The organism is Streptomyces scabiei 87.22 (assembly GCF_000091305.1).
Classification (GTDB): Bacteria; Actinomycetota; Actinomycetes; order Streptomycetales; family Streptomycetaceae; genus Streptomyces; species Streptomyces scabiei.
Genome location: NC_013929.1, coordinates 8918699 through 8942822, shown reverse-complemented (window position 1 = coordinate 8942822; position 24124 = coordinate 8918699). Strand labels below are relative to the sequence as shown.

At 71.1% G+C, this 24124-nt stretch carries 19 protein-coding genes and 1 pseudogene; 12 read left to right on the top strand and 8 right to left on the bottom strand.

Annotated features, from left to right (window positions below):
- Nucleotides 1-65 precede the first annotated feature (65 nt).
- Nucleotides 66-365 (bottom strand): annotated as a pseudogene (locus SCAB_RS38585) (iron chelate uptake ABC transporter family permease subunit); the annotation flags it as partial.
- A 354-nt stretch (nucleotides 366-719) separates the two neighbouring features.
- Here SCAB_RS38585 and SCAB_RS38580 point away from each other — a divergent pair.
- The 3 genes from SCAB_RS38580 to SCAB_RS38570 all read left to right on the top strand — a co-directional run bounded on the left by SCAB_RS38580 (nucleotide 720) and on the right by SCAB_RS38570 (nucleotide 5743).
- Nucleotides 720-1928 carry a serine hydrolase domain-containing protein gene (locus SCAB_RS38580; RefSeq protein WP_013005466.1) on the top strand — a complete coding sequence of 403 codons (1209 nt, stop codon included), beginning with the start codon at nucleotides 720-722 and terminating at the stop codon, nucleotides 1926-1928.
- Nucleotides 1925-3574 (top strand): alpha/beta fold hydrolase, encoded by a 1650-nt coding sequence (locus tag SCAB_RS38575; RefSeq protein ID WP_013005465.1) that lies wholly within the window; start codon nucleotides 1925-1927, stop codon nucleotides 3572-3574. The genes SCAB_RS38580 and SCAB_RS38575 overlap by 4 nt, the downstream gene beginning before the upstream one ends.
- Nucleotides 3575-3973: 399 nt before the next feature.
- Complete coding sequence (locus SCAB_RS38570; protein WP_013005464.1) at nucleotides 3974-5743, top strand: hydroxysqualene dehydroxylase; 1770 nt, start codon at nucleotides 3974-3976, stop codon at nucleotides 5741-5743.
- Between the two features lie 22 nt (nucleotides 5744-5765).
- Here the strand turns inward: SCAB_RS38570 and SCAB_RS38565 are convergent, their stop codons facing one another.
- Both SCAB_RS38565 and SCAB_RS38560 read right to left on the bottom strand, forming a co-directional pair.
- A complete protein-coding gene (locus SCAB_RS38565; RefSeq protein WP_013005463.1) occupies nucleotides 5766-6470 on the bottom strand; it encodes a response regulator in 705 nt (234 codons plus the stop codon).
- Nucleotides 6467-7750 carry a sensor histidine kinase gene (locus SCAB_RS38560; RefSeq protein ID WP_037722947.1) on the bottom strand — a complete coding sequence of 428 codons (1284 nt, stop codon included), beginning with the start codon at nucleotides 7748-7750 and terminating at the stop codon, nucleotides 6467-6469. The genes SCAB_RS38565 and SCAB_RS38560 overlap by 4 nt, the downstream gene beginning before the upstream one ends.
- Before the next feature lie 228 nt (nucleotides 7751-7978).
- On the opposite strand from SCAB_RS38560, the gene SCAB_RS38555 reads away from it, so the two are divergent.
- Nucleotides 7979-9283: an alpha/beta hydrolase family protein gene (locus SCAB_RS38555; protein WP_013005461.1), complete on the top strand. Its 1305-nt coding sequence runs from the start codon at nucleotides 7979-7981 to the stop codon at nucleotides 9281-9283.
- Between the two features lie 75 nt (nucleotides 9284-9358).
- The gene (locus SCAB_RS38550) at nucleotides 9359-9811 is read left to right on the top strand and encodes a DUF1569 domain-containing protein (protein ID WP_013005460.1); all 453 of its coding nucleotides are present in this window, start codon (nucleotides 9359-9361) and stop codon (nucleotides 9809-9811) included.
- A gap of 266 nt (nucleotides 9812-10077) precedes the next feature.
- On the opposite strand, the gene SCAB_RS38545 is transcribed toward SCAB_RS38550, so the two are convergent.
- The 3 genes from SCAB_RS38545 to SCAB_RS38535 form a co-directional block, all read right to left on the bottom strand.
- A complete protein-coding gene (locus tag SCAB_RS38545; protein ID WP_013005459.1) occupies nucleotides 10078-12024 on the bottom strand; it encodes a S41 family peptidase in 1947 nt (648 codons plus the stop codon).
- A 170-nt stretch (nucleotides 12025-12194) separates the two neighbouring features.
- Nucleotides 12195-13052 (bottom strand): caspase family protein, encoded by an 858-nt coding sequence (locus tag SCAB_RS38540; protein ID WP_041670117.1) that lies wholly within the window; start codon nucleotides 13050-13052, stop codon nucleotides 12195-12197.
- 346 nt (nucleotides 13053-13398) lie between these two features.
- The gene (locus SCAB_RS38535; RefSeq protein ID WP_231885177.1) at nucleotides 13399-14133 is read right to left on the bottom strand and encodes a hypothetical protein; all 735 of its coding nucleotides are present in this window, start codon (nucleotides 14131-14133) and stop codon (nucleotides 13399-13401) included.
- A 426-nt stretch (nucleotides 14134-14559) separates the two neighbouring features.
- Here SCAB_RS38535 and SCAB_RS38530 point away from each other — a divergent pair, with 426 nt between their 5' ends.
- From SCAB_RS38530 to SCAB_RS38510, 5 genes are all read left to right on the top strand, one after another.
- A complete protein-coding gene (locus SCAB_RS38530; protein WP_013005456.1) occupies nucleotides 14560-15873 on the top strand; it encodes an ABC transporter substrate-binding protein in 1314 nt (437 codons plus the stop codon).
- A gap of 101 nt (nucleotides 15874-15974) precedes the next feature.
- Complete coding sequence (locus tag SCAB_RS38525) at nucleotides 15975-18002, top strand: branched-chain amino acid ABC transporter permease (RefSeq protein WP_013005455.1); 2028 nt, start codon at nucleotides 15975-15977, stop codon at nucleotides 18000-18002.
- The gene (locus SCAB_RS38520) at nucleotides 17999-18814 is read left to right on the top strand and encodes an ABC transporter ATP-binding protein (protein WP_013005454.1); all 816 of its coding nucleotides are present in this window, start codon (nucleotides 17999-18001) and stop codon (nucleotides 18812-18814) included. The genes SCAB_RS38525 and SCAB_RS38520 overlap by 4 nt, the downstream gene beginning before the upstream one ends.
- Entirely contained in the window at nucleotides 18811-19524 is a 714-nt protein-coding gene (locus SCAB_RS38515) for an ABC transporter ATP-binding protein (RefSeq protein ID WP_013005453.1), read from the top strand. The genes SCAB_RS38520 and SCAB_RS38515 overlap by 4 nt, the downstream gene beginning before the upstream one ends.
- Before the next feature lie 125 nt (nucleotides 19525-19649).
- On the top strand, nucleotides 19650-20510 hold the full coding sequence (locus tag SCAB_RS38510) for an alpha/beta hydrolase (RefSeq protein ID WP_013005452.1): 861 nt from the start codon (nucleotides 19650-19652) through the stop codon (nucleotides 20508-20510).
- Between the two features lie 492 nt (nucleotides 20511-21002).
- Here the strand turns inward: SCAB_RS38510 and SCAB_RS43925 are convergent, their stop codons facing one another.
- Nucleotides 21003-21344, bottom strand: coding sequence for a DUF3105 domain-containing protein (locus SCAB_RS43925; RefSeq protein WP_148274246.1), 342 nt, complete (start codon nucleotides 21342-21344; stop codon nucleotides 21003-21005).
- Between the two features lie 239 nt (nucleotides 21345-21583).
- Nucleotides 21584-21814, bottom strand: a complete 231-nt coding sequence (locus tag SCAB_RS43920) for a HupE/UreJ family protein (protein WP_013005449.1) — start codon at nucleotides 21812-21814, stop codon at nucleotides 21584-21586.
- A 944-nt stretch (nucleotides 21815-22758) separates the two neighbouring features.
- Here SCAB_RS43920 and SCAB_RS38495 point away from each other — a divergent pair.
- Together SCAB_RS38495 and SCAB_RS38490 are read left to right on the top strand one after the other, a co-directional pair.
- The gene (locus SCAB_RS38495) at nucleotides 22759-23265 is read left to right on the top strand and encodes a hypothetical protein (protein ID WP_013005448.1); all 507 of its coding nucleotides are present in this window, start codon (nucleotides 22759-22761) and stop codon (nucleotides 23263-23265) included.
- A 180-nt stretch (nucleotides 23266-23445) separates the two neighbouring features.
- Nucleotides 23446-24027, top strand: a complete 582-nt coding sequence (locus SCAB_RS38490) for a class F sortase (RefSeq protein ID WP_013005447.1) — start codon at nucleotides 23446-23448, stop codon at nucleotides 24025-24027.
- Nucleotides 24028-24124: the final 97 nt, after the last annotated feature.

Here is a 24124-nt window from a genome sequence, read left to right as displayed (position 1 = left end):
ACGAGAACCGACAGGTGATGGGTCGACGGGACGGACGCTTGGTGCCGGGCCTGCGGTCGCCCGCTCTAGCGTCGCGTCCGTAGCAGCAGGCGGAGGAAGTACGGCGTACCGATCACCGCCGCCATCGGGCCGGCGCCCAGCTGGGCCGGGGCGATCACCGTGCGGCCGAGGAGATCGGCCGCACGGACGAGGCAGGCGCAGAGCAGGACGGCCACCGGGAAGACCCTCATGTGCCGCCGGCCCACGAGAGCGCGCGCGGCGTGCGGCGCGACGAGCCCCACGAAACCGACGGTGCCGGCCGAGGCGACGGCGGTCGGGCTGAGCAGCACACCCACCACGAGGGACCCGAGTCCGGCCCGGGACAGCCGCCACTCACGCCGCCCGCTCCGCACCTCCGGCTCCGGCTCCGGCTCCGGCTCCGGCCAGACCGAACCGCTCGGCGTGCGCCTGTCCCCGGACCCGCCGTACGCCCGGTGCGACGGCAGCCCCGACCGTCGAGACCGCGCGCACCGACACCTGGCCGCAACCGACACCCGGCGGCCCCGGTGCAAGCGCCGCACGGGCTACCCCAGGAACCACCGCTTCACGCTCGCCCTTACCAGCCGCCGCCCCGCCCGTCCATGAGGTCCGCTCCCGCTTTCGGCTCGGGCCGGCGTCACCTCGCACGCACCTGCCTGCCGGAGTGATCAACGGCCGTACGGTCCCTACCGTGAGGGAGCATGCTCACCTTCCCGACCACCTCCCGGACCGGCAGACGCCTGGGTCTGGCGGCCCTGATGACGGCCGTCGTCCTGGCCACCGGCCCGACGGCGACCGCACAGACACCCGCCCCGCGCCCCGCCGTGGACTGCGGCACGCACGACCGGACCAGCCGATTACTGCACGAGCTCACCGACCACCGCGGCATCACCGGTGCCGCGGTCCTGGTGACCGACCCCACCGCGGGCCGTCGCTGCGGGCGTTGGGCCGAGACCGCCGGCACGGCCGACCGGCGCACCGGACGCCCGATGAACACCACCGACCGGCTGCGCGCCGGCAGCGTGACCAAGACGTTCACCGCGACGCTCGTCCTGCGACTGGCCGCCGAGCACCGCCTCTCGCTGGACGCCCCCGTCGACCGCTATCTCCCCGGTCTGCTCGGCGGGGGCGGCCACGACCGCCGTCCGGTCACCGTACGAGACCTCCTGCGGCACACCAGCGGACTGCCCGACTACCTCGACGCTCCGGAATGGGAGCATCTGCAGCGGCAGCGGTTCCGGCACTTCGAGCCCCGCGACCTCGTCGAGCGCGCGCTCGAACTGCCGCGCCCGCAGGGCAGTTGGCACTACGCCACCACCAACTACCTCGTCCTCGGCATGATCGTCCGTGAGGTCACCGGCCGCACCCCCGAGGCGGAGATCACCCGCCGCATCATCAGGCCCCTCGGGCTGCACGACACCTACTGGCCCGGCGACGGAACACGCGTCCGAGGCGCGCACTCCCGCAGCTACTTCACCGACGAAGGCGGCCGACAAGTCGACGGCACCGCCTGGAACATGACCTTCGGCGGGGTCGGCGGCGCCCTGGTCTCCTCACCGGGCGACCTGACCCGGTTCGCCACCGCCCTGTTCGACGGGCGTCTGCTGCCCGCCGCCCAACTCGCCGAGATGCGGCGGACGGTGGAGGTCGACACCGACCGGCTCTGGCCCGGCGCCCGCTACGGGCTGGGCCTGATCTCGACACCGCTGTCCTGCGGCGGGACGTGGTGGGGACACGCGGGGACGGTGCCCGGCGGCCATCGGGCCCTGGTCGCCGTCGGTCCCCGCGGGCGGAGCGTCGCCGTCGCCCTCAACGAGATTCCCGCCTCTCTCCCGGCCGAGTCCGCGTTCCTGGACCTCGTCGACGCCTCCCTCTGCGAGAACCTGCCTTCCGAAAGGACCACCGCATGACCGCCCCGGCTTCCTCCGGCGCCACGACCACGGCCTCCACGACCGCGACCGCCAGAGCGACGGCCGCCACAACGACGGCCTCCACGAGCACCGCAGGCCCGCGCCGACGGGTGCCCCGCATCGCGGCAGGGGCCGCGCTGTGCCTGGCCGCCACCCTCGCCGTCCCCCCGGCACCCGCGGCGGCGGAACCCGCACCCGCGACGGCCACGCCCCTGTCCCGCTACCACGACCAGCAACTCGACTGGAAGAGCTGTGTGCTGGGACCCGACGACGAGACGGGCACGGAACTCCAGCGGGCGGGCGCCCGGTGCGCCGACGTCACCGTCCCCCTCGACCACACCCGTCCGGAAGGCCGTACGATCACCGTCGCGATCTCGCGGATCCGGGCCACCGACACGGCCCATCGCGTGGGCGCCCTGCTGCTCAACGGCGGCGGCCCCGGCGGACAGACCATCGGCGACCCGCCGTGGATACGCTCCACGATGAAGGAGGTCGGTGAACGGTACGACGTGGTCGGCGTCGATCCCCGATTCGTCGGCCGCAGCACGCCGCTGGACTGCCACTGGCCCACCGGTTCCTTCATCCGCGGCGCGGGGGCGGACCGGGCGGGATTCGACCGCGCGGTGGGGTTCGCGAAAGAACTCGCCGACCGTTGCGCGAGGACCCAGGGCGACGTCCTGCCGTACGTCACCACCCGGAACACCGCGCGCGACATGGACATCGTCCGCGCGGCGCTCGGCGAGCGCCGGATCTCCTACCTCGGCTACTCGTACGGCACCTACCTCGGCCAGGTGTACGCCACGATGTTCCCCGGCCGCACCGACCGCGTCGTTCTGGACGGCCTGGTCGACCCGGGCCGCTACCACCCACGGCTGCTGCGCGGCACGGCGCCGGCCAACCGGCACGCCCTCGAAGGCTGGGCCACGTGGGCGGCGGCCCGCGACACCACCTACGGCCTGGGCCGGACCAGAAGCGCGGTGCTGGCGACGGTGGACGGGATCCTGGCCGCCTCCGCACGCACACCCCTGGCGATCGGCGGCCACCGGGTGGACGAGCACCTGGTCCCCGTCATCGCCCTCTCCGGCCTCTCGCAGGACAACGACGCCGCCTATGCCGATCTCGCGCGGGCGATGAGGGACATGCGCGGCGCCGCCGGCGGCCGTACGGTCACTCCCTCGCCCTGGCTGGCGGAGACCCTCGACTTCCTGCTGACCGGATCCGGCTCCGCCTACGGTAGCGTCCAGACGGCGATCCTGTGCGGGGACGCGTCCGCGCCGCGTTCCCCCGAGACGTACTGGCGCGACCTCCGACGCGCCCGTGAGCGGGACCCGTTGTTCGGTCCCGTCACCGACACCATCGGCCCGTGCGCGTTCTGGGCCCCGCCGCGCGAGCACCCGACGACGATCCGCCGCGACCTGTCGGCGCTCCTCGTCAACGCGACCGGCGACCCACGCACCGTCTACCGGAACGCGCTGACGGTACGTCACATGTGGCCCTCGTCCCGCCTGCTGACCCTGCGCGGCGCGGACCAGCACGCCGTGTACGGCGTGTTCGGCAACTCCTGCGTCGACACCACGGTCAACACCTACCTGGCCACGGGCCGTCTGCCCGACACGGACGTCACCTGCGCCCGGTCGACCGGCTGACAGAGCCCTCCGGCGCCGCGCCCCGGGACCCCCTGGGGCGCGGCGCCCCTCCGGCATGCGTCGGCTGCGCGCTGCGTACGACGCTGAACGATCTGGCCGGTCCGGCGACGGCTGGTGTTCCGCCGTCGACGGCGACGCCGACCACTTCGACCGGCAGCGGTTCGTCTCCCCGGGCGCCGGACCCCGGTCCGTTCTTCGGCGCCGAGGCGGAACGGCCGCTCCTGGCAGCCCTGAGCCGGGAGTCGGCGCCCGTCCGGTGTGGCGGGCGCACCCCGGCGGTTGTGGGCCACGTGATGCCGCATCAAGCCAAAGTGACTCCGGCCGCGTCGGTCGCCTTCCGGGATCGGTGTGTCGCTCCTATCCTCGTGCGCCGGTACTTACCGACGGTAAGGGGTAGCGATGGGCGGCACCACGCGCAGAGGGTTCCTGGGCACGGCGGCGGCAGCGGGCGCGGGCGGCGGGATCGGCCTCGGCGTGCCCGGGCGGGCCTCCGCCCGGGACGGCTCGGCCGCGGGGACCGTGGCCGTCCTGGGCGGAGGCGTCGCCGGGCTCACCGCCGCGCACGAACTCGCCGAACGGGGCTTCCGGGTCACGGTCTACGAACGCAAGGCGCTCGGCGGCAAGGCCCGCAGCATGGACGTGCCCGACAGCGGCAAGGGCGGCCGCGCGCCCCTGCCCGGGGAGCACGGGTTCCGCTTCATCCCCGGCATCTACCACAACCTCCCCGACACCATGCGGCGCATCCCCTTCCCCGGCAACGCCCACGGCGTCCACGACAACCTCGTCGCCCCCAAGGAGATGCTGTTCGCGCGGTCCGGCGGCCGTGAGGACATCCGGGTCCCGCTCCCGTGGCCCGGCAGCACCCCGGCCGAACTCACCCCCGACGAGATCCGCCGCGCCCTCACCTCGTTCCTGGACACCGCCCTCCGCCTGCCCCTCCACGAGGCCCTCTACTTCGCCAACCGCCTGCTGGTCTTCCTCACCAGCTGCGACGAGCGGCGCGACACCACCTGGGAGCGGATGCCCTGGTGGGAGTTCGTGCGCGCCGGACGCATGTCGTACGACTACCAGCGGATCCTCGCCGTCGGCATCACCCGGAACATCGTGGCCACCAAGGCGGAGGAGGCCAGCACCCGCACGGTCGGCACCCTGTTGGAGGCCTTCGCCTTCAACCTCCTCGGCCGGGGCGCGGACGGCCCCCTGGACCGGATCCTCAACGCGCCCACCAACGAGGCGTGGATCGACCCCTGGGCGACGTATCTGCGGTCGCTCGGTGTCGAGTTCCGCGTCGGCTGGACCGTACAGGACCTGACCATGGACACGGGCCAGGTGGCCGGCGCCGTAGTGAAGGACCCGGGCGGCGTCCGCCGGACCGTCACCGCCGACCACTACATCTCGGCCATGCCGGTGGAGCACGCCCGCCGCACCTGGAACGCCGCGGTACGCGCCGCCGATCCCCAACTGGCCGCGTGCGACCGGCTGGAGACGGACTGGATGACGGGCATCCAGTTCTATCTGACGGAACGCACGCCGATCCTGCACGGCCACCTCGACCTCATCGACTCCCCCTGGTCGCTGACCGCGATCGCACAGGCCCAGCACTGGCCGGGCCACGACTTCCCCTCGGACTTCGGCGACGGGACGGTGGCGGACTGCCTGTCCGTGGACGTCTCCGAATGGGACCGGCCGGGCATCCTGTACGGGAAGACGGCCAAGCAGTGCACGCGTGCCGAGGTCGCCCGCGAGGTGTGGGCCCAGCTGAAGGCGGCACTCAACGACAGCGGCCGTACGGTCCTGAAGGACTCCGTGCTGCACTCCTGGTTCCTGGACCCGGCCGTGGACGGGCTCGGCACCCCGGCCCCGGTCAACGAGGAACAGCTGCTCATCCACCCGGTGGGAACCTTCCACCTGCGCCCGCGGTCCGCCACGAGGATCCCCAACCTCTTCCTGTCCGGCGACTACGTGTCCGTGCCCATCGACCTGGCCACCATGGAGGGCGCCAACACCTCGGCCCGCCAGGCCGTCAACGCCCTTCTGGACAGCGTCGGTTCGGCAGCCGAGCGATGCACGGTCACCCCGCTGTACCGGGCACCGGAGTTCGAGCCGCTCAAGCGCCACGACCGCACCCGGCACCTCCTCGGGCTGCCGAACCTCTTCGACGTCGGCTGACGACCGCACCCCCGCGGCCCGTTCAGGGCAGTGCGCCGCCGACCGGCGAGGCGTCGCCGTCGTCCCCGGTGGGGCTGACGAGTCCGGTCCGGTAGGCGACGATGACGGCCTGGACGCGGTCACGGAGTCCGAGTTTGGCGAGGATGCGGGCGACGTGGGTCTTGACGGTGGCCTCCGACAGGCCCAGGTGATCGGCGAGTTCGGCGTTGTTCAGCCCCCCGGCGAGCAGTCGCAGGACATCGCGTTCCCGGGGAGTCAGTGCGGCGAGGTCGCGGTGGCGCGGGGTGGCGGGGGCGTCCTGCCGGGCGAACCGCTCGACGAGACGGCGGGTGATGGCCGGGGCCAGCAGCGCGTCGCCGGAGCGGACCAGACGGACGGCGGCGACGAGGTGTTCGGGTGTCGTGTCCTTGAGGAGGAACCCGGCGGCCCCCGCGGACAGGGCGGCGTAGACGTACCGGTCGAGGTCGAACGTGGTCAGGATGACCACACGTGGTGCGTGGCCGGTGTCGGCCAGGATGCGGCGGGTGGCCTCCAGGCCGTCCAGTTCCGGCATGCGGATGTCCATCAGGACCACGTCGGGACGGGTGCGCCGGACCGCGTCGACGGCTTCCACGCCGTCGGCCGCCTCGGCGACCACGTCCATGCCGTCGGCGGCGAGGATCATCCGGAAGCCGGTGCGGACGAGTGCCATGTCGTCGGCGATCACCACCCGCGGCGAGCCGGTCACGAGGCATCCAGGGGGATGAGCGCGGTGACGCGGTACCCGTCGGCGCCGTGGGGTCCGGACCGCAGGGTGCCCCCGTAGACGGCGAGCCGCTCGCGCAGACCGATCAGCCCGCGTCCGGATCCGGTGGCGCCGCCGGCGGTCCTGGACGCGCCCGGTGTGCCGCCGGTGTCGGTGACCTCCACGCGGAGTCGGCCGGCCGCGTAGTCGACGGTGACCGCGGCGCTCGCGCCCACCGCGTGCCTGACCGTGTTGGTCAGCGCCTCCTGCACCACCCGGTAGGCGGCCAGCTCGATCCCGGACGGCAACGGGCGCCTGTGCCCGGTCACCGTCAGCCCGACCGGCGTCCCGGTCCTGCCCACCCGGGCGACCAGCGCCTCCAGTTGGCCGAGCCCCGGCTGCGGCGCCAGTTCCTCCGTACCGCCCGGGTCCGGGCTGTCGGGGTCACCAGGGGTCCGCGGGGTGAGCAGCCCCATGACGTGGCGCAGTTCGGTCATCGCCGCCCGGCCGCCGGCCTCGACCGCGAGGAGTGCCTCGCGGGCCCGGTCGGGGTGGGCGTCCATGACGGTACGGGCGGCGCCGGCCTGGATGACCATCACGCTGACGTTGTGGGTCACCACGTCGTGCAGTTCGCGGGCGATCCTGGCGCGTTCGTCGGCGACCGCGCGGCGCAGCGCCTCGTCCTGCTCCCGTTCCAGCGCGGACAGACGCCTGCGGCCCTCGGCCGTTCTGAGCTTCCAGGTGCGCAGGCCGTCGGCCGCCACGACGATCGGGACCATGATCAGGTACGGGGCGTACCGGTCGGGAACGGTGGGCAACGCCGCGTCCGTGCCGACCAGGAGCACCGCCACCCCCAGACTCACCAGGGTGGGAAGCCGGTACGGGCTGTAGGCGGCGGCGCCGTACGCGGCGACGACGCAGGCGTAGAAGGTGAGCCGGGGTGCCTCATGGGGCGTCACCAGGACCGCGGCCAGCACGATCCACAGCACGGCGAGCGGGTACCGGCGACGCAGCGTCAGCGGCGCCGAGGCGAGGAGGGCCACGATCACGGGACCGATCCACGCGCCGGGGACGGGCGCGGGACGGTCTCCTCGGTCGAGGATGCCGGTCATGTTGTCGAGCACGTAGAGGACGGCGGCGACGCCGAGGGACGACGCCAGCGCCGCGTCGAAGGCCAGGCCGCGCCGGGTGGGCCGCGGCGGCGGACCCGTCGGGCGCGTCAGCCGTGCGCACCACTCCCCCAGTCGCTCGGGTCCGACCCGCTCCAGCAGGCGGTCAACCATGGGCACGGTCGTCACCGGCTCATTCTCGCCGACGCTCCCGGCGGCGACATCCGTCGTGGTGAGCAGCGTCGTCGTGCGGCATACACCGCTCGACTACATCGCGAGGACGACGCCGTACGGCCTCCTCCCTGCGAGGTACCGGAGACCGCCCCGGCGGCCGACGTGCCCGGCCCGGCCCCGCTCCTAGCCTCCAGGGAACCGAAAGTCGGCGACCGAGGAGAGACGACCATGACCGTGCCCCTGACCCCACCGCCCCCCACGGGCCACGACGACGGAACGCGCACCGCGGCCACGGGCAGCCCACCGCCCCCGCCCCGCAACCGGATCCCGCGCCGCGGCGTGGCCGCCCTCGCCGGGCTCCTCGTCCTGGGCACGTGCGTGCCCGCCTCCGCCACCGACGTGCCCACCGCCGCCGGTCCCGGCCGCGCGCCGGCGTTGGCGAGCGGCACGCCCCGTCTGCCCGAGCCCACCGGCCCGCACCCGGTCGGCCGGAGCCCCCTGCATCTGCGGGACGCCTCCCGCCCCGACCCGTGGGTTCCCGGCGTGAACGCGAGGGACCTCATGGTCTCGCTGTGGTATCCGGCGCGGCCCTCGGACGGACCGCGCGCCCCGTACATGACGCCGACGGAGTCGCGGCTCCTCCTGGCGGACGGAGGCATCACCGATGTGCCGCCCGACGTGCTGAGCACGACGCGCACCCATGCGGTCGCCGACGCCGAACCGGTGGGGCGCCGGCACGGTCTGCCCCTGATCGTGCTCTCGCCCGGCTTCACCAAACCCCGCGCCACGCTGACCTCGCTGGCCGAGGAGCTGGCGAGCCGGGGCTATGTGGTGGCAGGCGTCGATCACACCTACGAGAACATCGCGACCGCCTTCCCCGACGGGCGAGTTGCCACCTGCGCCGCCTGCGAGGTCGACCACGACCAGGCGTTCTGGGAGAAGCTGGTGACGGGCCGGGCGGCCGACGTCTCCTTCGTGCTCGACGAACTGACCGGGCCACGGCCGACGTGGGAAGGCGCCCGGCTGATCGACCCGCACCGGATCGCGATGGCGGGCCACTCCGTCGGAGGCGCGAGCACCACCGCCGCCATGCTCGCCGACCCCCGGATACGCGCCGGGATCGACATCGACGGCACCACCCAGATCCCGATCCCCGACAGCGGCCTGGCGCGGCCGTTCCTGTTCCTGGGCCGGCAGTCCACGTACACCCCGGGAGGCGGAGGCCCGGTCGGCACCTGGGAGCGCGACTGGACCCATCTGACGGGGTGGAAGCGATGGCTCGTGGTCGCCGGCGCGGAGCACGCCTCCTTCACCGACGTCGGGCTCCTCGCGGAACAGCTCGGCCTCGACATCGGCGCCGACCTGCCCGCCGCCCGCGCCGCCCAGCTCACGCGCCGCTACACACGGGCGTTCTTCGACCTCCACCTCCGCCACACACCACAGCCCCTGCTGGACCGGCCGTCGCCCCGGTACCCCGAGATCGGGTTCTGCTCCGTGGCCGCCGAGCCCACCACGGCTCCCCGGCCTCGCTGACCGAGGAAGGTGCAGCGGTGTCCCCGTCAGCGCCTCCGGCATCGCGGGTTCACCGTCGCCGCATAGGATCCTGCAATGTCCTCCCCCGACCTTGAGCAGTTCGTTCAGCGGCTTCACCTGAACATCGCCCGCCCCGAGCACGACCTGCTGGCGCCGGGCAGCACCTGGAACCTCTCCCAGACCGTGCAGCACTGCGCTCAGACCGTCCGCTACTCCGTGACCGGATATCCGGTGCTGAAGCCCGCCTGGTACCGGGCCACGATCGGGCGGCTGGCCAAACTGGTCTTTCTGCGCCGAGGGGCGATGAAGCATCCGCTCGGCGCGGAGATCGAGGGAGCACCGGCGTTGGACCCGGGCCTGCCGGTGTCCGACGCCGCGGCCGATCTCGCGGACGCCGTGGCCCTGTTCACCGGGCACACCGCCGGGCACGCCACCCATCCCGCCTACGGACACTGCACGCACGACGAGTTCGCACAACTCCACGCCATGCACCTCGCCGACCACCTGCCCGGCGTGGCCACGAACTGACGCGGAGTCCTCGTCCTCCCCTACGTCGGGTACGTCGGGACCCTGCCGCGCGGGCACCGGCCGACCGTCACACAGAACGCTTCGTGATCAGCCGGCCAGCCTGCCGAGGCTGATCGGCAGATCGCGCACGTGCCTCCCGGTGGCGTTGTCTCACGCGCGGTGGCACACCACCACCGCGCGTGAGGTGCGGCTTCGCCGGCGTCGACACGGACTTCCTCCCTCACGTCCGCCGTGGCTGCCGCCTTCGCTCCGGTCGGTCCGGCCGGCTAGTGGAGCTGTTCGGTCTTGCTGGCGACCAGCAGACCGGCCTCGAAGCCGTCGATGCGGGCCGAGTGAGCGGCTGCCGCGACGGGCACCGTCACATCGGCCTGACCATCGGTGAGGTCCACCGATGCGCGCGGCCGCTGGTCGACGTAGACGTCCACGCGGTCGACGTTCGTCGCCTTCACCTTGAGTTGCAGAGAGCCGTTGACGGAGACGGCGTCCGTGATGGACACGGCGTGCGACTCCCGGTCCTTGAGGATCCGACCCGCCCGGTCGAAAAGATCGGCGTTGTCCTCCAGGAGGTCCCGGCGGGTCGTCCGGTGCGGCTGGTCGGGGACGACGCCCAGATCCTCCACCGGGGTGCCGGACAGTGCGCCGACCCGGAGAGTGCGGCGGATGGACACCCGCATGCCGCTTCCCTTCGGCAGCGGTACGTACGGCGTGGCCCGGTCGCCTTCGAGGAGGTCGGAGAGCAGCTGGTGGGTCCAGACGTTGGCCCCGCCGGCTCCGGTGTTCTCGTCGGTGCCGAGCACGGGACCGATCGCGTGGTCCTGGAAACCGGCGGCGAAGATGTCGGTGGCCGAGTAGCAGCGGGCGTTGGTGATGAGGACCACGGGTCCGAAGTACTGCTGCCCGATCACGTTGGCACCCTCCACGGGGGTGATGGGGAAGGCGCTGGAGAAGGTGGCGCCGATCTCGACGGCCTGCTCCATGGAAGGGACCCAGGCGCCGAGGTCGATGCCCGAGGAACCGTCCTGGTGCCTACGGCAGATACGCAGGTTGAGCAGGGTGTTGAGGAACTGCACCGGTTCGGGGATGATCCGGCGGGGGGTGAGGGCCTGCAGGGCGAACTCGGCGGCGTGGATGTGGCCGCCGCCGTTGTCCCGGACGTCCACGACGAGGCCGTTCTGCGGGAGCTGTCCGATGAGGCGGACGAACTCCCGGACGAAGGCCATCGGGTTCTCCACGCTGAACGTGAAGATGCGGATGTGACCGAACGTCCCGGACGACGTCGTCACCTGCTGGGCCTTGAACACCTGGGGCATCGTCGTGGCGACCTCGCCCCGGCGCAGTTCGGGCACGGCTTCGTCGGCCTGGACGGCTTGCTCCTGGGCGACGACCCGAGGGGCGAACAGCAGTACCTTGGCCCGGCCTGCCTCGTCCGCGTCGAGGTCCAGCCCTTGGGCCAGGGCGGCGGTGCTGATCGCGTCCGTGTCCACCATGGGAGGCAGGTTCTGCACGATCCGCCAGTTCTCGCGCAGCTCACGCTGCGTGCCGCTCTCGTCGATGTAGCTGACGGTCACCCACTCCTCGAAGGGAGGCAGGTGGATGCGCAGCGGCCGCACGGTCAGCGACTGGACGCCTCGGCTGCGCCGGGCAGCGGCGTTGCTGCCGGCGAACCGGGCCGCGTTCAGGTCGACGGCCGACGCAATGGGGATGCCGCTCCAGTGGGTGATCTCGACGCCGGGCCTGAAGCCGGGTGCGGAGAAGCCCTCGGCCATGTGTGTGACCAGGAAGTGAGGGCCCTGTTCATCCGTGTACTGCTCGATGAGGAACGGCAGGAAGGCGATCTTGCCGTTGAAGGGGTCGGGAAGCAGATAGTTGGTGTGCAGGTCCCGGACGGAGTGGAAGATCTCCGACACCTCGGCGTGGAAGATCCACTCCCGAGGCATGGTCTGCTCCGTCTGCCGTTCCAGACGCCGCCGCATCACTCGCAGCCGCTGGACCGGATTCACGGCGTGCATCGCGGCCTTGAGCGGCAGGTGGACGTAGTTCTGCTCCAGCAGGACGAGTGCCTGATCGACGATGAGGCGGCGCTCCTCCAGCGTCAGGGTGCCGGCGCCTTCGAGGAAGCTGCTCAAGGGGGTCGAGGTGGCCAGATGGGCGCGGACCGGTGGCGCGGCCCGCTGGATGAACGAGGGTGTCGTGTCGTCAGCCGCGTACGTCATGGTGACCTTCAAGGGAGTTGGGAGTCTCGACGCCGGGCCGCCGACGGCGTGCATGAGGGGCGTACCCGACGTGCGCATCTGAGGGGGAGGGAAGGACGCGGTGACCGCGCCGGAAGCGCGCGTGCGGAGCGGGTCCTGGCGCCGCCCCGCGCCCTTGTCGCGGCAAGTCCTTATACGGTGAAGGGCCGTTGCCGCAGGAACGAGTCGTCGGCCTTGCCGGTGACGAACAGGCCGGGGCTCTGGTTGGGCGGCATCCTGCGGAGGATTTCGCGGTGGAACGACTTGTGTCCGCCGGTGAACTTCCCCTCGGCCCATACTTCGCGGAGCGTGCCGGTGAAGAGGCCGTTCTCCCAGCCGTCGGCGGCCAGTTGGTTGTCGGCGCAGGCGGAGAGGAGCAGGACGCTGGCCGGCAGGTCGAGGGTGTCCTTCGGCTGCAGGTCGCGCTGGATCGTGTCGTAGAGGGTCCTGTCCCTCTCGTACGCCTCGTGCTGTGTGTCCGGCGGCATGACCCGGGAGGTGACCTCGATGTGGTCCGGGTCGCGGGTCTGGTACTGCTCCTCCATGGCGTCCGAGGTGAGGAGATTGCGCACCGCTCTGACGGCGGTCTCGCTGTGGCAGCAGTCGAAGCAGGCGGAGATGCGGACCCCTTCGGCGAACGCTTCGAATTCCTTGTACAGCTCGTCGTCGATGAACTCGCGGTCGTAGAGGACCAGGGTCTCGTCGAGGCGGTCGGGCTCGTCCTCGGGCCCGTTCCTGTCGGGCACCTGGCCGCCGTGGCCCGAGTAGGTGAGGAGCAGGATGTCGCCGGGGGTCAGGATCCTGGCCGCCTTGCGCAGCTCGGCGGTCACGTTGTCGACCGTCGCCTCTGCCGAGAGCAGCATCGTGCGATCGTCGAAGCCGGCGTTCCTGGCGATCTCCTCCATGTCGCGGGCGTCGTTCTCGCAGGCGTTGAGCTTGCCGTCCCACCCGCCGTACCCGGCGGGGTCGACCCGGTTGAGTCCGATGTGGAGTGACACGCCGAGGGCCATGGGATGGTCTCCTTCCAAGCGGAGCGGATCCCCGAGCCTGAACCAATCACCCATTTCACCTAATAGTATCCAGAAATGCCCCACATGGCGTCTCCTCGCGCCGTCACTGTGCGCCCGGCTGCGCGGCATGGATCATGCCCGGCCGTCCCGCCTCTCCCTGCCGGGAGCTTCCCTCACCTTCGGCCGTACAAGCCGCACACCGCTGGACGGCTGAAGGCGGATCAGGTCTTCCGTGCGAAGTCCCTGCCGGCGGCCACGCTCGGACTCCACCCTGCCCGTCCCGGTCGACCCGGCGCCGCCGACCTCGACAGCGGAGTGCGCGGCCCACCACGCCGTCCGTGACTCCCTACGCCGGTTCGGTGAACTGGTCGAACACCATCACCGCGGACCGGGTCGCGAGGGACCAGTGGTCCTGCCCTTCAGGGTCCTCCAGGTGGGGAAGCCCGGCCATCCAGCGCATGTGGAAGCCGTCGAGCAGGGCGGCGATGGTGGTGGCGAGGTGTTCGATCCTGTAGGGCGCGCGCAGGCGCAGCCCATAGGCGTCCAGCAGCGCCTGGTACGCCTCGCAGGCGACCTCGGTGAACGACTCGCCGTAGTGTCCCAGGGCATCGCGGACGCGCGGGTTGGCGGCACTGGCGTAGAAGCCGAGCAGTACACGATAGACCGGGTCCACGCGATGGTTCTCGTGGTTGTCCGTCAGGACGTCGTTGAGGGCCTCCTGCCAGGTCGTACCGCTGTCGACCGCCTCCTTGAAACGGCGGATGCTCTCCGGCAGCCCCGGGACCAGTTCGGCCTGCCGGCTGGTGAGGTGGAAGAGGAGATCCGCCTGGAAGTCGGCCTGGGCGGGCCAGATCTGGTAGATGGATCCGGTCGTGATCGCCGGTGCCGTGTCGTCGCCCAGCCTCTCCCGCATGATGCGGGTGGCTTCCTCGGTGACCCGCTTGACGCGGATGTGAGCAAGGGCCGCGGAGACGGCCTCCTCGCTGGTGTCGGAGGTGCCGGCGCAGACGAGCCGGGTGGCCGCTTCCAGCATGAGGGCCCGGGTCTCTTCGGGTGAGCGCCGGGGGAGTCTGCGTCTCACGGCGGGCTCCGTCATGTCCGTCCCTCCCATTGCATGATCGTTAATTCGGTGTGAACCGGGGCGTTGACAGGGCGCCAGCGTACACCTAGATTCCCGATCCGTAAGAAAGTTACGGAACTCGGAAGCGCCGGTCACCTGGCCTTTCGAAGGTCCTCGGGCTGGTCCGAGGCACCGGTCACCCCGGTGCGCCCGCCTGCCTTCCTCGCTCTCCCTGCCTTCCTCGCTCTCCCTGCCTTCCTCGCTTTCCCTGCCTTCCTCGCTTTCCCTGCCTTCCTCGGTCTCCCTGCCTTCCTCGCTTTCCCTGCCTTCCTCGGTCTCCCTGCTTTCCCTGCCTTCCCTGCCTTCCCTGCTCCCACTGCCTTCCGTGCTCTCCCGCATGCCGCGCCGGGCACCGCCCTGCCGTTTTCCGATCCTGGAGGATCCCGCATGCCCTCGATCTCACGCCCCGTAAGACTCGGCCTCGTCTCCGCCGCTCTGGCGCCCCTGCTGGGGGTCGCCGCATGCAGCGGATCGGGCACCGGCACGTCCTCGTCGTCCGGCGCCTCCGCCGGCGATTCCTCCGCGACCGCCGACTCCCGCTCGGCGAGTGACGTCGTGACCGACTACCTCGCCTACGTCGGCGGAAGGGCGGGCAAGGCCGACGCCGCCCTCGACCCGGTCACCCTGGGCTGGGTGAACGTCGAAGGCGGCCCCGGCGGCAACCCCGAAGCCACCCTCGGTGCCCGTGCCGCGGTGCGTTACGTCAACGACAAGCTGGGCGGCATCGGCGGGCACCCGTTGAAGCTGAACGTCTGCACGGTGGTGTCCGCCGAGGAGGAGGGACAGAAGTGCGGCCAGCAACTGCTGGGCGACAAGGAGGTCTCCGCCATCGGCGTCGGCAATCTCTACCTCGGTGACGCCTCCTTCAACTCGGTGATCGCGGGGAAGAAGCCCGTACTGGTCGGCGTGGCAACGGGCCCGACCATGCCCACCGCGAAGAACACCTTCAGCACGTTCGGCGACCTGCCGCACATCTTCGGCACCTGGGGCACCTACGCCCGTGACGTGCTGAAAGCGAAGACCGCGGCGGTGATCCACACGAACACACCCGGCGACAAGATCGCCTCCGGGGCGGCGGTGAAGGGCCTGAAAGCCGCCGGACTGAAGGTGAAGTCCGTCGGGTTCGACGCGCAGTCCACCGATCTGATCGGCCCGGTCACCGCGGCCGGGACGAACACCGCGGACGTCGTGGTCCCCATCTCCATCGGTGGCGGATGCGTCGGGATCGCCAAAGCACTGAAGCAGCTCAATGTCACCAAGCCGGTGGTCTCCACGCCGCTGTGCATGTCCCCCGATGTCGCCCAGGGGCTCGGAGGGGACCTGCCCACCTGGACGTACGGCGTCGCCCAGACGCTGCCGATGGACTCCTCGGCCGCCGACTCCAAGGCGTTCCTGACGGCCTCGGCACAGGCCGGGCTGGGCAAGGAGGACCAGTCCAAGGTCTTCGCGCCGCTGGGCTGGAGCACGATCCTGACGTACGCGAAGGTGCTCGATGCCATCGGCCCGGACAAGATCACGCCCGCGTCCGTGAGCGAGCGGCTCAAGAAGTTCCCCGGGCCGGTCGTCATGGGCGCCGCCGAGGTCGAGTGCGGCAAGTACCCGGACGCCCCCGCCGTCTGCAACGACCAGGCCAGGTTCTACCAGTACGAGGGCAAGGGCCGCTTCAAGCCCCTGACCGACTGGATCCGCCCGCCCCAGTGAGCCCTCGCCCGACCCGCGGCCGCTGAGGTCGCCGCCCTCACAGGACGCGGCCTCAGCAGCGCGGACCCGCGCATGTGCGGGCTCATGACAGGAGTCATGCATTGGAACAGATCCTGCTCTTCGCCTTGCTCGGCCTCGGCCAGGGGGCACTGATCGCCGGCATCGCGCTCGGCGTGGTGACCACCTACCGGGGCTCGGGCATCATCAATCTGTCCACCGGCGCGGTCGCCATGGTCTCGGCCTATGCCTTCTGGGCCCTGACCACCGGTTTCTTCGGGCTGACGCTGCCCATGGGGGCCGCCCTCGCCGGTGCCCTCACCGTCGCGCTCGCCGTCGGAGTGCTGACAGAGGTGGCGGTCTTCAAGCCGCTGCGCACCGTCTCACCCCTGGCCAAACTCGCGGCCTCCCTCGGCGTCCTGCTCACCCTGCAGGCCACCGTGCTCCTGGTCTTCGGGGTGCAGCCGCAGCAGGCACCGAGCATCCTTCCGGCCGGGACCGTCACTCTGCTGGGCATCACCACACCCTCCGACCGCTTCGTCCTGGCCGGACTGGTCGTCGTGATCGCCCTGACCCTCGGGGCCCTGTACCGGTGGAGCCGCTTCGGCCTGGCCACCCGCGCGGCCTCGGAGAACGAACAGGCCGCTCTGCTGGCAGGACTGTCCCCCAACAGCGTCTCGATGGCCAACACCCTCCTGGCCGCCCTGGTCGCCGGGCTCCTCGGTGTCCTGGCCGCGCCCATCGTCCAGGTCGACTCCATGACGCTCCCGCTGCAGGTGGTCCCGGCCCTGGCCGCCGCCCTCTTCGCCGGGTTCACCTCGCTGTGGATCGCCTGCACCGCGGGCATCCTCATCGGAGTGCTCCAGTCGGTCGTCTACTACCTGTCCACGCAGAGCTGGTTCCCGACCGACAACGGCAACGCCATGCCCGGTCTCCAGCAGCTCCTCGTCTTCGCCCTGATGGTCGTCGCCCTGTACGTGCGGGGTGCCGGTCTGCCGCGCCGCGGTGAACTCGTCGAACAGCGACTGCCCGCGGTGCCCTTGCCGGAGCGGCTGCTGCGTCCCGCTCTGATCTCCGCCACGGTCGCCGCCGCCGCACTGATCGTGCTCCCGTTCGACTTCCGCCAGGCACTCACGAACTCGTTGATCGGCATGGTCATCGTGCTGTCCTACGTCGTCATCACCGGCTACGTCGGACAGATCTCCGTGATGCAGCTCGCGCTCTCCGGAACCGCGGGATTCGTCCTCTCCCACCTCTCGGTCGGGTGGGGAATCCCGTTCCCGTTCTCCGCCCTCGGCGCGATGGTGCTGGCCACCCTGCTGGGAGTGGCCGCGGGCGTCTCCGCCCTGCGGGTGCGGGGAGTGAGCCTGGCCGTCGTCACCCTGGCCGCGGCCCTGGCCATGGAACAGGCCCTGTTCAACAACACCTCGTTCGGCGGAACAGCCGGGGTGTCCGTACCCCCGCCGCGCCTGTTCGGAATCGACCTCGGACCGAAAGCGGACTTCCGCGGCCTGGACGGCAACGAACCCAGCCCCATGTTCGGCTTCCTCGTCCTGGCCGTCACCGTGGCCCTCGGGCTGTACGTCGCCCATCTCAGGCGCACCGGACTCGGCCGACGGATGCTCGCCGTCCGCTCCAACGAGCGCGCCGCCGCGGCAGCCGGTGTCGACGTCCGGGCCGTGAAGATCGCCGCGTTCACCATCAGCTCCTTCATCGCCAGCGCCGCCGGCACCCTCTACGGCTACAACTTCGGCTCGGTCAGCGCCGCCCGGTTCACCGCCCTGGCCGCCCTCGGCCTGATCGGATTCGCCTACATCGGCGGCATCACCATGGTCTCCGGAGCCGTGATCGCGGGGCTGATGTCCACCGAGGCGCTGCTGCCGCACGCGCTGGACAAGTGGTTCGGAATCAAGGGAACTTGGGCCCTGCTCTTCGGCGGCGTCTCCCTGATCGTGACGCTGATCGCCAACCCCGACGGCATCGCGGGCGCCGCCCACCGCCGGAGGACGGCGAAGAGGATGAGACGCGCGGCAGCCACGACCGGACCACCGACGGACCACGCATCCGCCGTCGGCTCCCCGGAGATCCACCTCGGTCGCACCGCCGCCGAAGCCAAGGAGGTCGCACCGTGAACGTGCTCTCTGTCCAGCAGTTGGGCGTCAGCTACGGCGGCGTCCACGCCCTCAGCGATGTCTCCCTGGAGGTCGGCGAGGGCCAACTCGTCGGCCTCATCGGCCCCAACGGGGCCGGCAAGACCACCTTCGTGGACGCGGTCACCGGTCTCGTCGCCGCCCGGGGACGGGTGGAACTGGACGGCAAGGACCTGACCGGACGGCCGCCCCATGTACGGGCCCGCCGAGGACTCGCCCGCACCTTCCAGAGCAGCGAACTCTTCGAAGACCTCACGGTCGCGGAGAACCTCCAGGTCACGGCGGACCCTTCGACGTGGTGGACCACACTCGGCGAGACCTTCGGGCGCCGCCCGGCCGCGAACCCCGCTGTCCCCCGGGCCCTCGCGGCCCTGGGGCTCGAGGACCTGGGCGACGCCTCGGCGCACGAGCTGTCCCAGGGCAGACGCAAACTCGTCGGTGTGGCACGGGCCTTGGCAGCCCGCCCCCGCATCATCTGTCTCGACGAACCCGCGGCCGGCCTGGACACGACGGAGAGCGCCGAACTCGGACGCAGACTGCGCGCGGTCGCCGAGGCCGGCACCGCGCTGCTCCTCATCGACCACGACATGAGCCTCGTGATGGGCATCTGCGACCACGTCGTCGTCCTGGAGTTCGGCAAGGTGATCGCATCCGGGACGCCGGCACAGATCCGGACCGACCCGGCCGTCATCGCCGCCTACCTCGGGGCTTCCGCCGCCCAGCCAGCCACCGCGTCCGCCACTTCGGGCGACGGCTCCGCCAAGGCCCTCACCAGCACACCGGAGACACCATGAGCACCCCAGTCCTGAAGGTGGCCGGGCTCACCGCCGGATACGACGGAGCCGCCGTCATCCGCGGGATCGACCTCGAGGTGGGCGCGGGAGAGGTCGTCGCCCTCCTCGGGGCCAACGGAGCGGGGAAGACCACCACGCTCAAGACCGTCTCCGCGCTGCTGCGCCCCCTCGCCGGCACGATCACCTTCAACGGGACGGACCTCGCCAGGATCCCGGCAGCGACCCGCGCCCGCCTCGGCATCGCCCACGTTCCGGAAGGACGAGGCATCTTCTCCGGCCTCACGGTGGCGGAGCACCTGCGCCTCGGCCACCGGGGCGAGCGCCTCGACCAGGCGGCCGCCCAGCGTTACTTCCCCGCCCTGGCCCGCCTCCAGGACCGCAAGGCAGGGCTGCTCTCCGGCGGCGAGCAACAGATGCTCGCCATGGGAAGAGCCCTGGCCCGCAGCCCCAAGCTGCTCCTGCTCGACGAGCTCAGCCTCGGCCTGGCACCCATCATCGTCGAGGAACTGCTGCCCATCGTCAGGCGCTATGCCGACGACACCGGCTGCGGGGTGCTGCTCGTCGAACAGCACGTCGGCCTCGCCCTCGACATCGCCGACCGCGGCTACGTCCTCTCCCACGGCGAGATCACCACGCACGCCGCGGCCCGGGAACTCCGGGCCGACCAGACCCGGATCATCGCCGGCTACCTCGGCGAGCAGTACGCCTGACCCGGCCGGCGGTCACCACCGCCGTACCCCACGACCGCCGTGAGCCTGCACCGCTCGGGCCGGCCCACCCCCTGCGACTCGGCCGGGCCAGCAGGGCTGCCCGCGTACCCAAGACAAGGAACCCGATGTTCACCTTCGAGAGCGAAGACGGCGTCCAGATCCACGTGCACGAATGGAAGCCGGAGACGCCCCCGCGAGCCGTCGTCCAGATCGCCCACGGCATGGGCGAGCACGCCGGCCGTTACGCCCCACTCGCGGCAGCGCTGACTGCTCAGGGCTACGCCGTCTATGCCAACGATCACCGCGGACACGGGCTGAGCAGGCACGCCGAGCCCGGTCATCTCGGGGACGACGGCTGGAACCGACTCGTCGGTGACATGGTCACCCTGTCGGAGAAAGTCCGCGAACAGCACCCCGGCCTGCCCCTGGTCCTGCTCGGACACAGCCTCGGTTCCTTCGCCACGCAGCAGTACGTCCTGGAACACGCCCACCTGCTCGACGCCGTCGCCCTCGCCGGTACCACTGCGGTCGACGTGATGCTCGCGGCACAGGCACAGGCACAGGAGGCAGCCGAGGGAGGAGACCCGTTGCTCGCGCTCAACAGGGCGTTCCAACCCGGCCGCACGCCGTTCGACTGGCTCAGCCGGGACGAGCCGGCCGTCGACGCCTACCTCGCCGACCCCCTGTGCGGCTTCAGCCTCGACGCCCAGGGCATGGCCGACATCGCCGTCGCCTCGGCGTCACTGGCCCGGCCCAAGGGCATCCCGGCGGATCTGCCCCTCTGCGTCCTGGTCGGGGACCACGACCCGCTGAACGCCGCTCTCTCACTCAGCAACCTGCTGGTCGAACGCTACGGCGAGGCCGGCCTCGTCGACGTGACCTACCTCCGTTATCCCGAGGCCCGGCACGAACTGTTCCACGAGACCAACAGACAGGAGATCGTCAACGACCTGCTGACCTGGCTGAACCGCGCCCTCACCCGCTGACCCCGGCGCCGGACGACAGCGGCCCGCTCTCTGTCCCTTCGTTCTGCCGGTCTTTCCCGCTGCGGTCCCGCCAGCACACTCAACCGAGGAAGCTCGACCGGACCTGACGGTTCGGGTTGTCGCGGTCGGTGTCCGCCAACCTCCGCAAAGACAACCCGCAGCATGGCCAGGGGTCTCCAGGTCCAGCCCTGGCCGACGGCTCAGCGCACCAGGACGCGGGAGCCTGTGGGCGCCGACGAGTGCTCGACCTGTGGCGGATCGGTTCGGATCGCGTTCCCGCCGCGATTCACGCCCTCCTCGTGTTCGCACAGGAGCGATCTTCACTCGCGAGAGGGCAGGTCGGAGACACTCGGCACAAGGGCCGCGGTGAGGATCTGCGGTGGCTTCGTGGACGTGAACGGCTGCCTGTCGAGCAGTGCGAGACGCTTTCGGAGCCGTACATCGAGCGCGGCAGCCTTGCGGTGGAGGCTCGCGGAGGACTCCTTGGGCTTCTCACCTCTCTGTTCCTTCTCGCAGGCCGCCGCAGCGTCGAGTAGCGGCTACCAACCTGGTGGGGCACCAGCAAGTCGATCTCCCATCGCCGCCTCGGACGTAGTTGCGCAGGGCGTCCAGATCGGCGGCGGGAAGCTGGGGCCGGTACTGGACGATGACGTATCCGTCGCCGATGACATGGCCGAACCCGGACTCCGGAGCGCGCTCGCCGGGTTCGGTGAAGCCCTTGGGGTGTCCGGTATTGCCGGTGATCGTCTCGATGCGGTCGCGGACCTGGCAGCTGCCCTGAGCCTGCGCCGTCTCGGACTGGTCGCCGAGGACGACCAGCGTTGCGGCGGCCACCACGCCGCATGCCACGAGAGCGGCCTCGCGACCCGGATCACGCACCCTTCAGGGCGCGATTGCGGTGGGAGCCTGTGAATGCCGGCGGTGACGGCGACGGCGGCGATGTGCCCGATCTCCACGCCGACGTTGAACGCCAGCACCCGTGCGGGCTTCCCGTCGTCGGCCAGGTTGAGGTCCTGCGGCGGGTGGCCAGACCCAGGCCGTGGACGAGGCCGAAGCAGGCGACAGCGGGCGCGTCAGCGGCGCTCGCCCACGCCGAGCAGTCCGACGGCGCCGACGAAGACGAGGCTCAGCGCGACGACGTCCACGGCCACCGGGTTCACGCGCCGGCCCGCGAGGGCCGCGATCAGCAGTGTGGTGCTGTGGCCCAGGGCGAAGAGGCTGCTCTGACCAGCAGCACGGCGGGCGGAGCCCGCCAGGTGGCGGACGGCGGCGGCGAAAAGCAGGTGGTCCCAGCCCAGGAGCATGTGCTCGACGCCGGGCCACAGGCAATCCGGTGCGCTCTCGCCGGCCGCTGGGCCGGTGCCGTGTGCGGAGGCCTACGATGCGCCCGCCACCACAAGCAACGCGGTAGGGCCTATGAGAGCGGCACCTTGGCGTCGCAGGTCGAGCATGCGTGAGCCTTTCGAACAGGAGGGGATGCGCTCGCCGACCGCGACCGCGGCACCCGCCGCAACCCTGTTCCCATGAGGCTACGGCGATCGGACATGTGCGCCGAGAAACTACCTGGGACTGCGGTCGCGCCGCTGAAGAGCGGTGAAGTCGGCCCGGGCCGGTGGTACGCCTGCCGCTCGTGGTGCTCAGCGAGCGCCCGGCAGGTGCTCGCCAGGCTCGAGTTGTGGCCCTCGCGTTTGCCGGTGGGGATGATCAGGTCGGGCTGGATCTGATCGGCCGTCTCGCCGTTCGCCCGGCGGCGCAGAAAGGTGTGGAACTCGTGGTCGGTGACAACCGGCGGCCCACCACCGTGCTTGCCCTCGCGGGCTACGGTATCGAGCCCTTACAGCGGCGACTCCCAAATGTTCTCTCGTCAGTCAGGCATGTCCACCGGAACAGCAGGCGACGCCACCGGTCGCAGACGGACCTGACTGCCGGTGGCAGAGAACAAGCCGACTACCGGGCACGCCCAGCCGACCGGGAGTGATGCGGCATGCCCCCGGCCGGCTCTCGACGTCACCGCGCCCGTCGAAGGGACGCCGGCCCTCTCGTCGCCCGTGCGGTGCGTTCTTCCGAAAACGCCCTCAGGAGCGCTCACCTGCGTAAATGATCAAAGGAGTGCGGCCGCTGGGCCTGGCCGGATGACCCATCTGTCCGTATGCGTGTTGCAGCCCTGACGGTCTGTCGGTTTCCTCATGAGCGGAGCACAACAAGGCGCCGCGCACTCCGGCCGGCCACTGCTTCTCGGAGGAACTTCATGCGTATCAAGTGGGCAGGCGCCGGCATCGGCATCGGTTTCCTTATCGGTGCCGTCGGCCTCTCGAGCCCGGCCGCCGCAGCCGCGGACGGCCCCACCGGTGATCCAGGCATGCACATCAGCCCGCGCCATGCCGCCCCAGGTTCCACCGTCACGGTCAGCACCAGGGCCTGTGGCTCGGAGGTCTACGGGAAGGGCGAGTCCGAGGCAGGAGGCAAGTTCCATCTCCTGCCAGGCGACAGGGAGGGTGTACTGACCGGCGAATTCAAGGTGCCGGGCGACACCGCGGCCGGCGGTTACACCATCACTCTGAAGTGCCCGCCACGAGTCAAGGTCACGGGCACATACTGGGTCGGCACCGGCAACCCCAGCGGCGCGATCGACGCTGGTTTCGGGGCAGCGAACGACAAGGGCACGCAACTTTCCGTCGGGGCGGTGCTGCTCGCCGGAGCCGCCGCCGGCGGCGCGATCAAGATGCGCCGCCCCAGGGCCGGTGCCCGCCTTTGACGCTCTGCCCTGCCGGCCCAGCCCCCAGGCCCGTGTCCGGGGGCTGGGGGATCATCGCGAAGCGGAGGCTCCACAGCGATGGAACCGAGGTACGAGCCCTGCGGCCCTTCGCCCCCGTCCACCCCGTCCACCCCGTCCACCCCGTCCACCAAATATCTCGCCTACGCTCTACTGGCGGGCATGGTGCTGGTGATCACGGCGCTCCGGGGCGAAGGGCCTCCGCAACCTTCGACCGCGCAGTCCTTCTCCCCCGTGGCACCCGGGCCCAGCAGCACCGCCTCGACCCGGTATCCCTTTGTGTCGCCCCTGCCCGCGTCGGCTCCGGTCCGGCTGCGAATCCCCGCCATCGGCGTGAATGCCCCCATGACGAAACTGGGCCTCGACGACACAGGAGCACTGCGCCCGCCATCGTTCAATATGCCCCATTTTGCCGGGTGGTATGGCGCCGGTACACCTCCTGGCTCGGTCGGCACAGCCGTCGCTACGGGGCATGTCGACACGCCGCAAGGCCCCGGAGTCTTCCACCGCCTCGGAGCACTGGCCAAGGGCGACACCATCGAGATCATCAGGTCAGACCGGCGGACAGCCGTCTTCACGGTCGACGCTGTGGAACTCTACGACAAGAAGGCGTTTCCGGATGAGAAGGTCTACGGCAGCTCCCACCGGCCCGAACTACGCGTGATCACCTGTGGGGGCCCCTACGCCGAAGAAACCGGCTACCAGGGAAATGTCGTGGTCTTTGCGACGCTGACCGCGGCGTAGAACGATGGCAGTGCCGCCGAGCAGGCCGACGTTCGTCCTCGCCCCGCCTCCGGCTCCGGGAACACCTGCGCGTCGAGCTCACGCATCGCGCGGATCT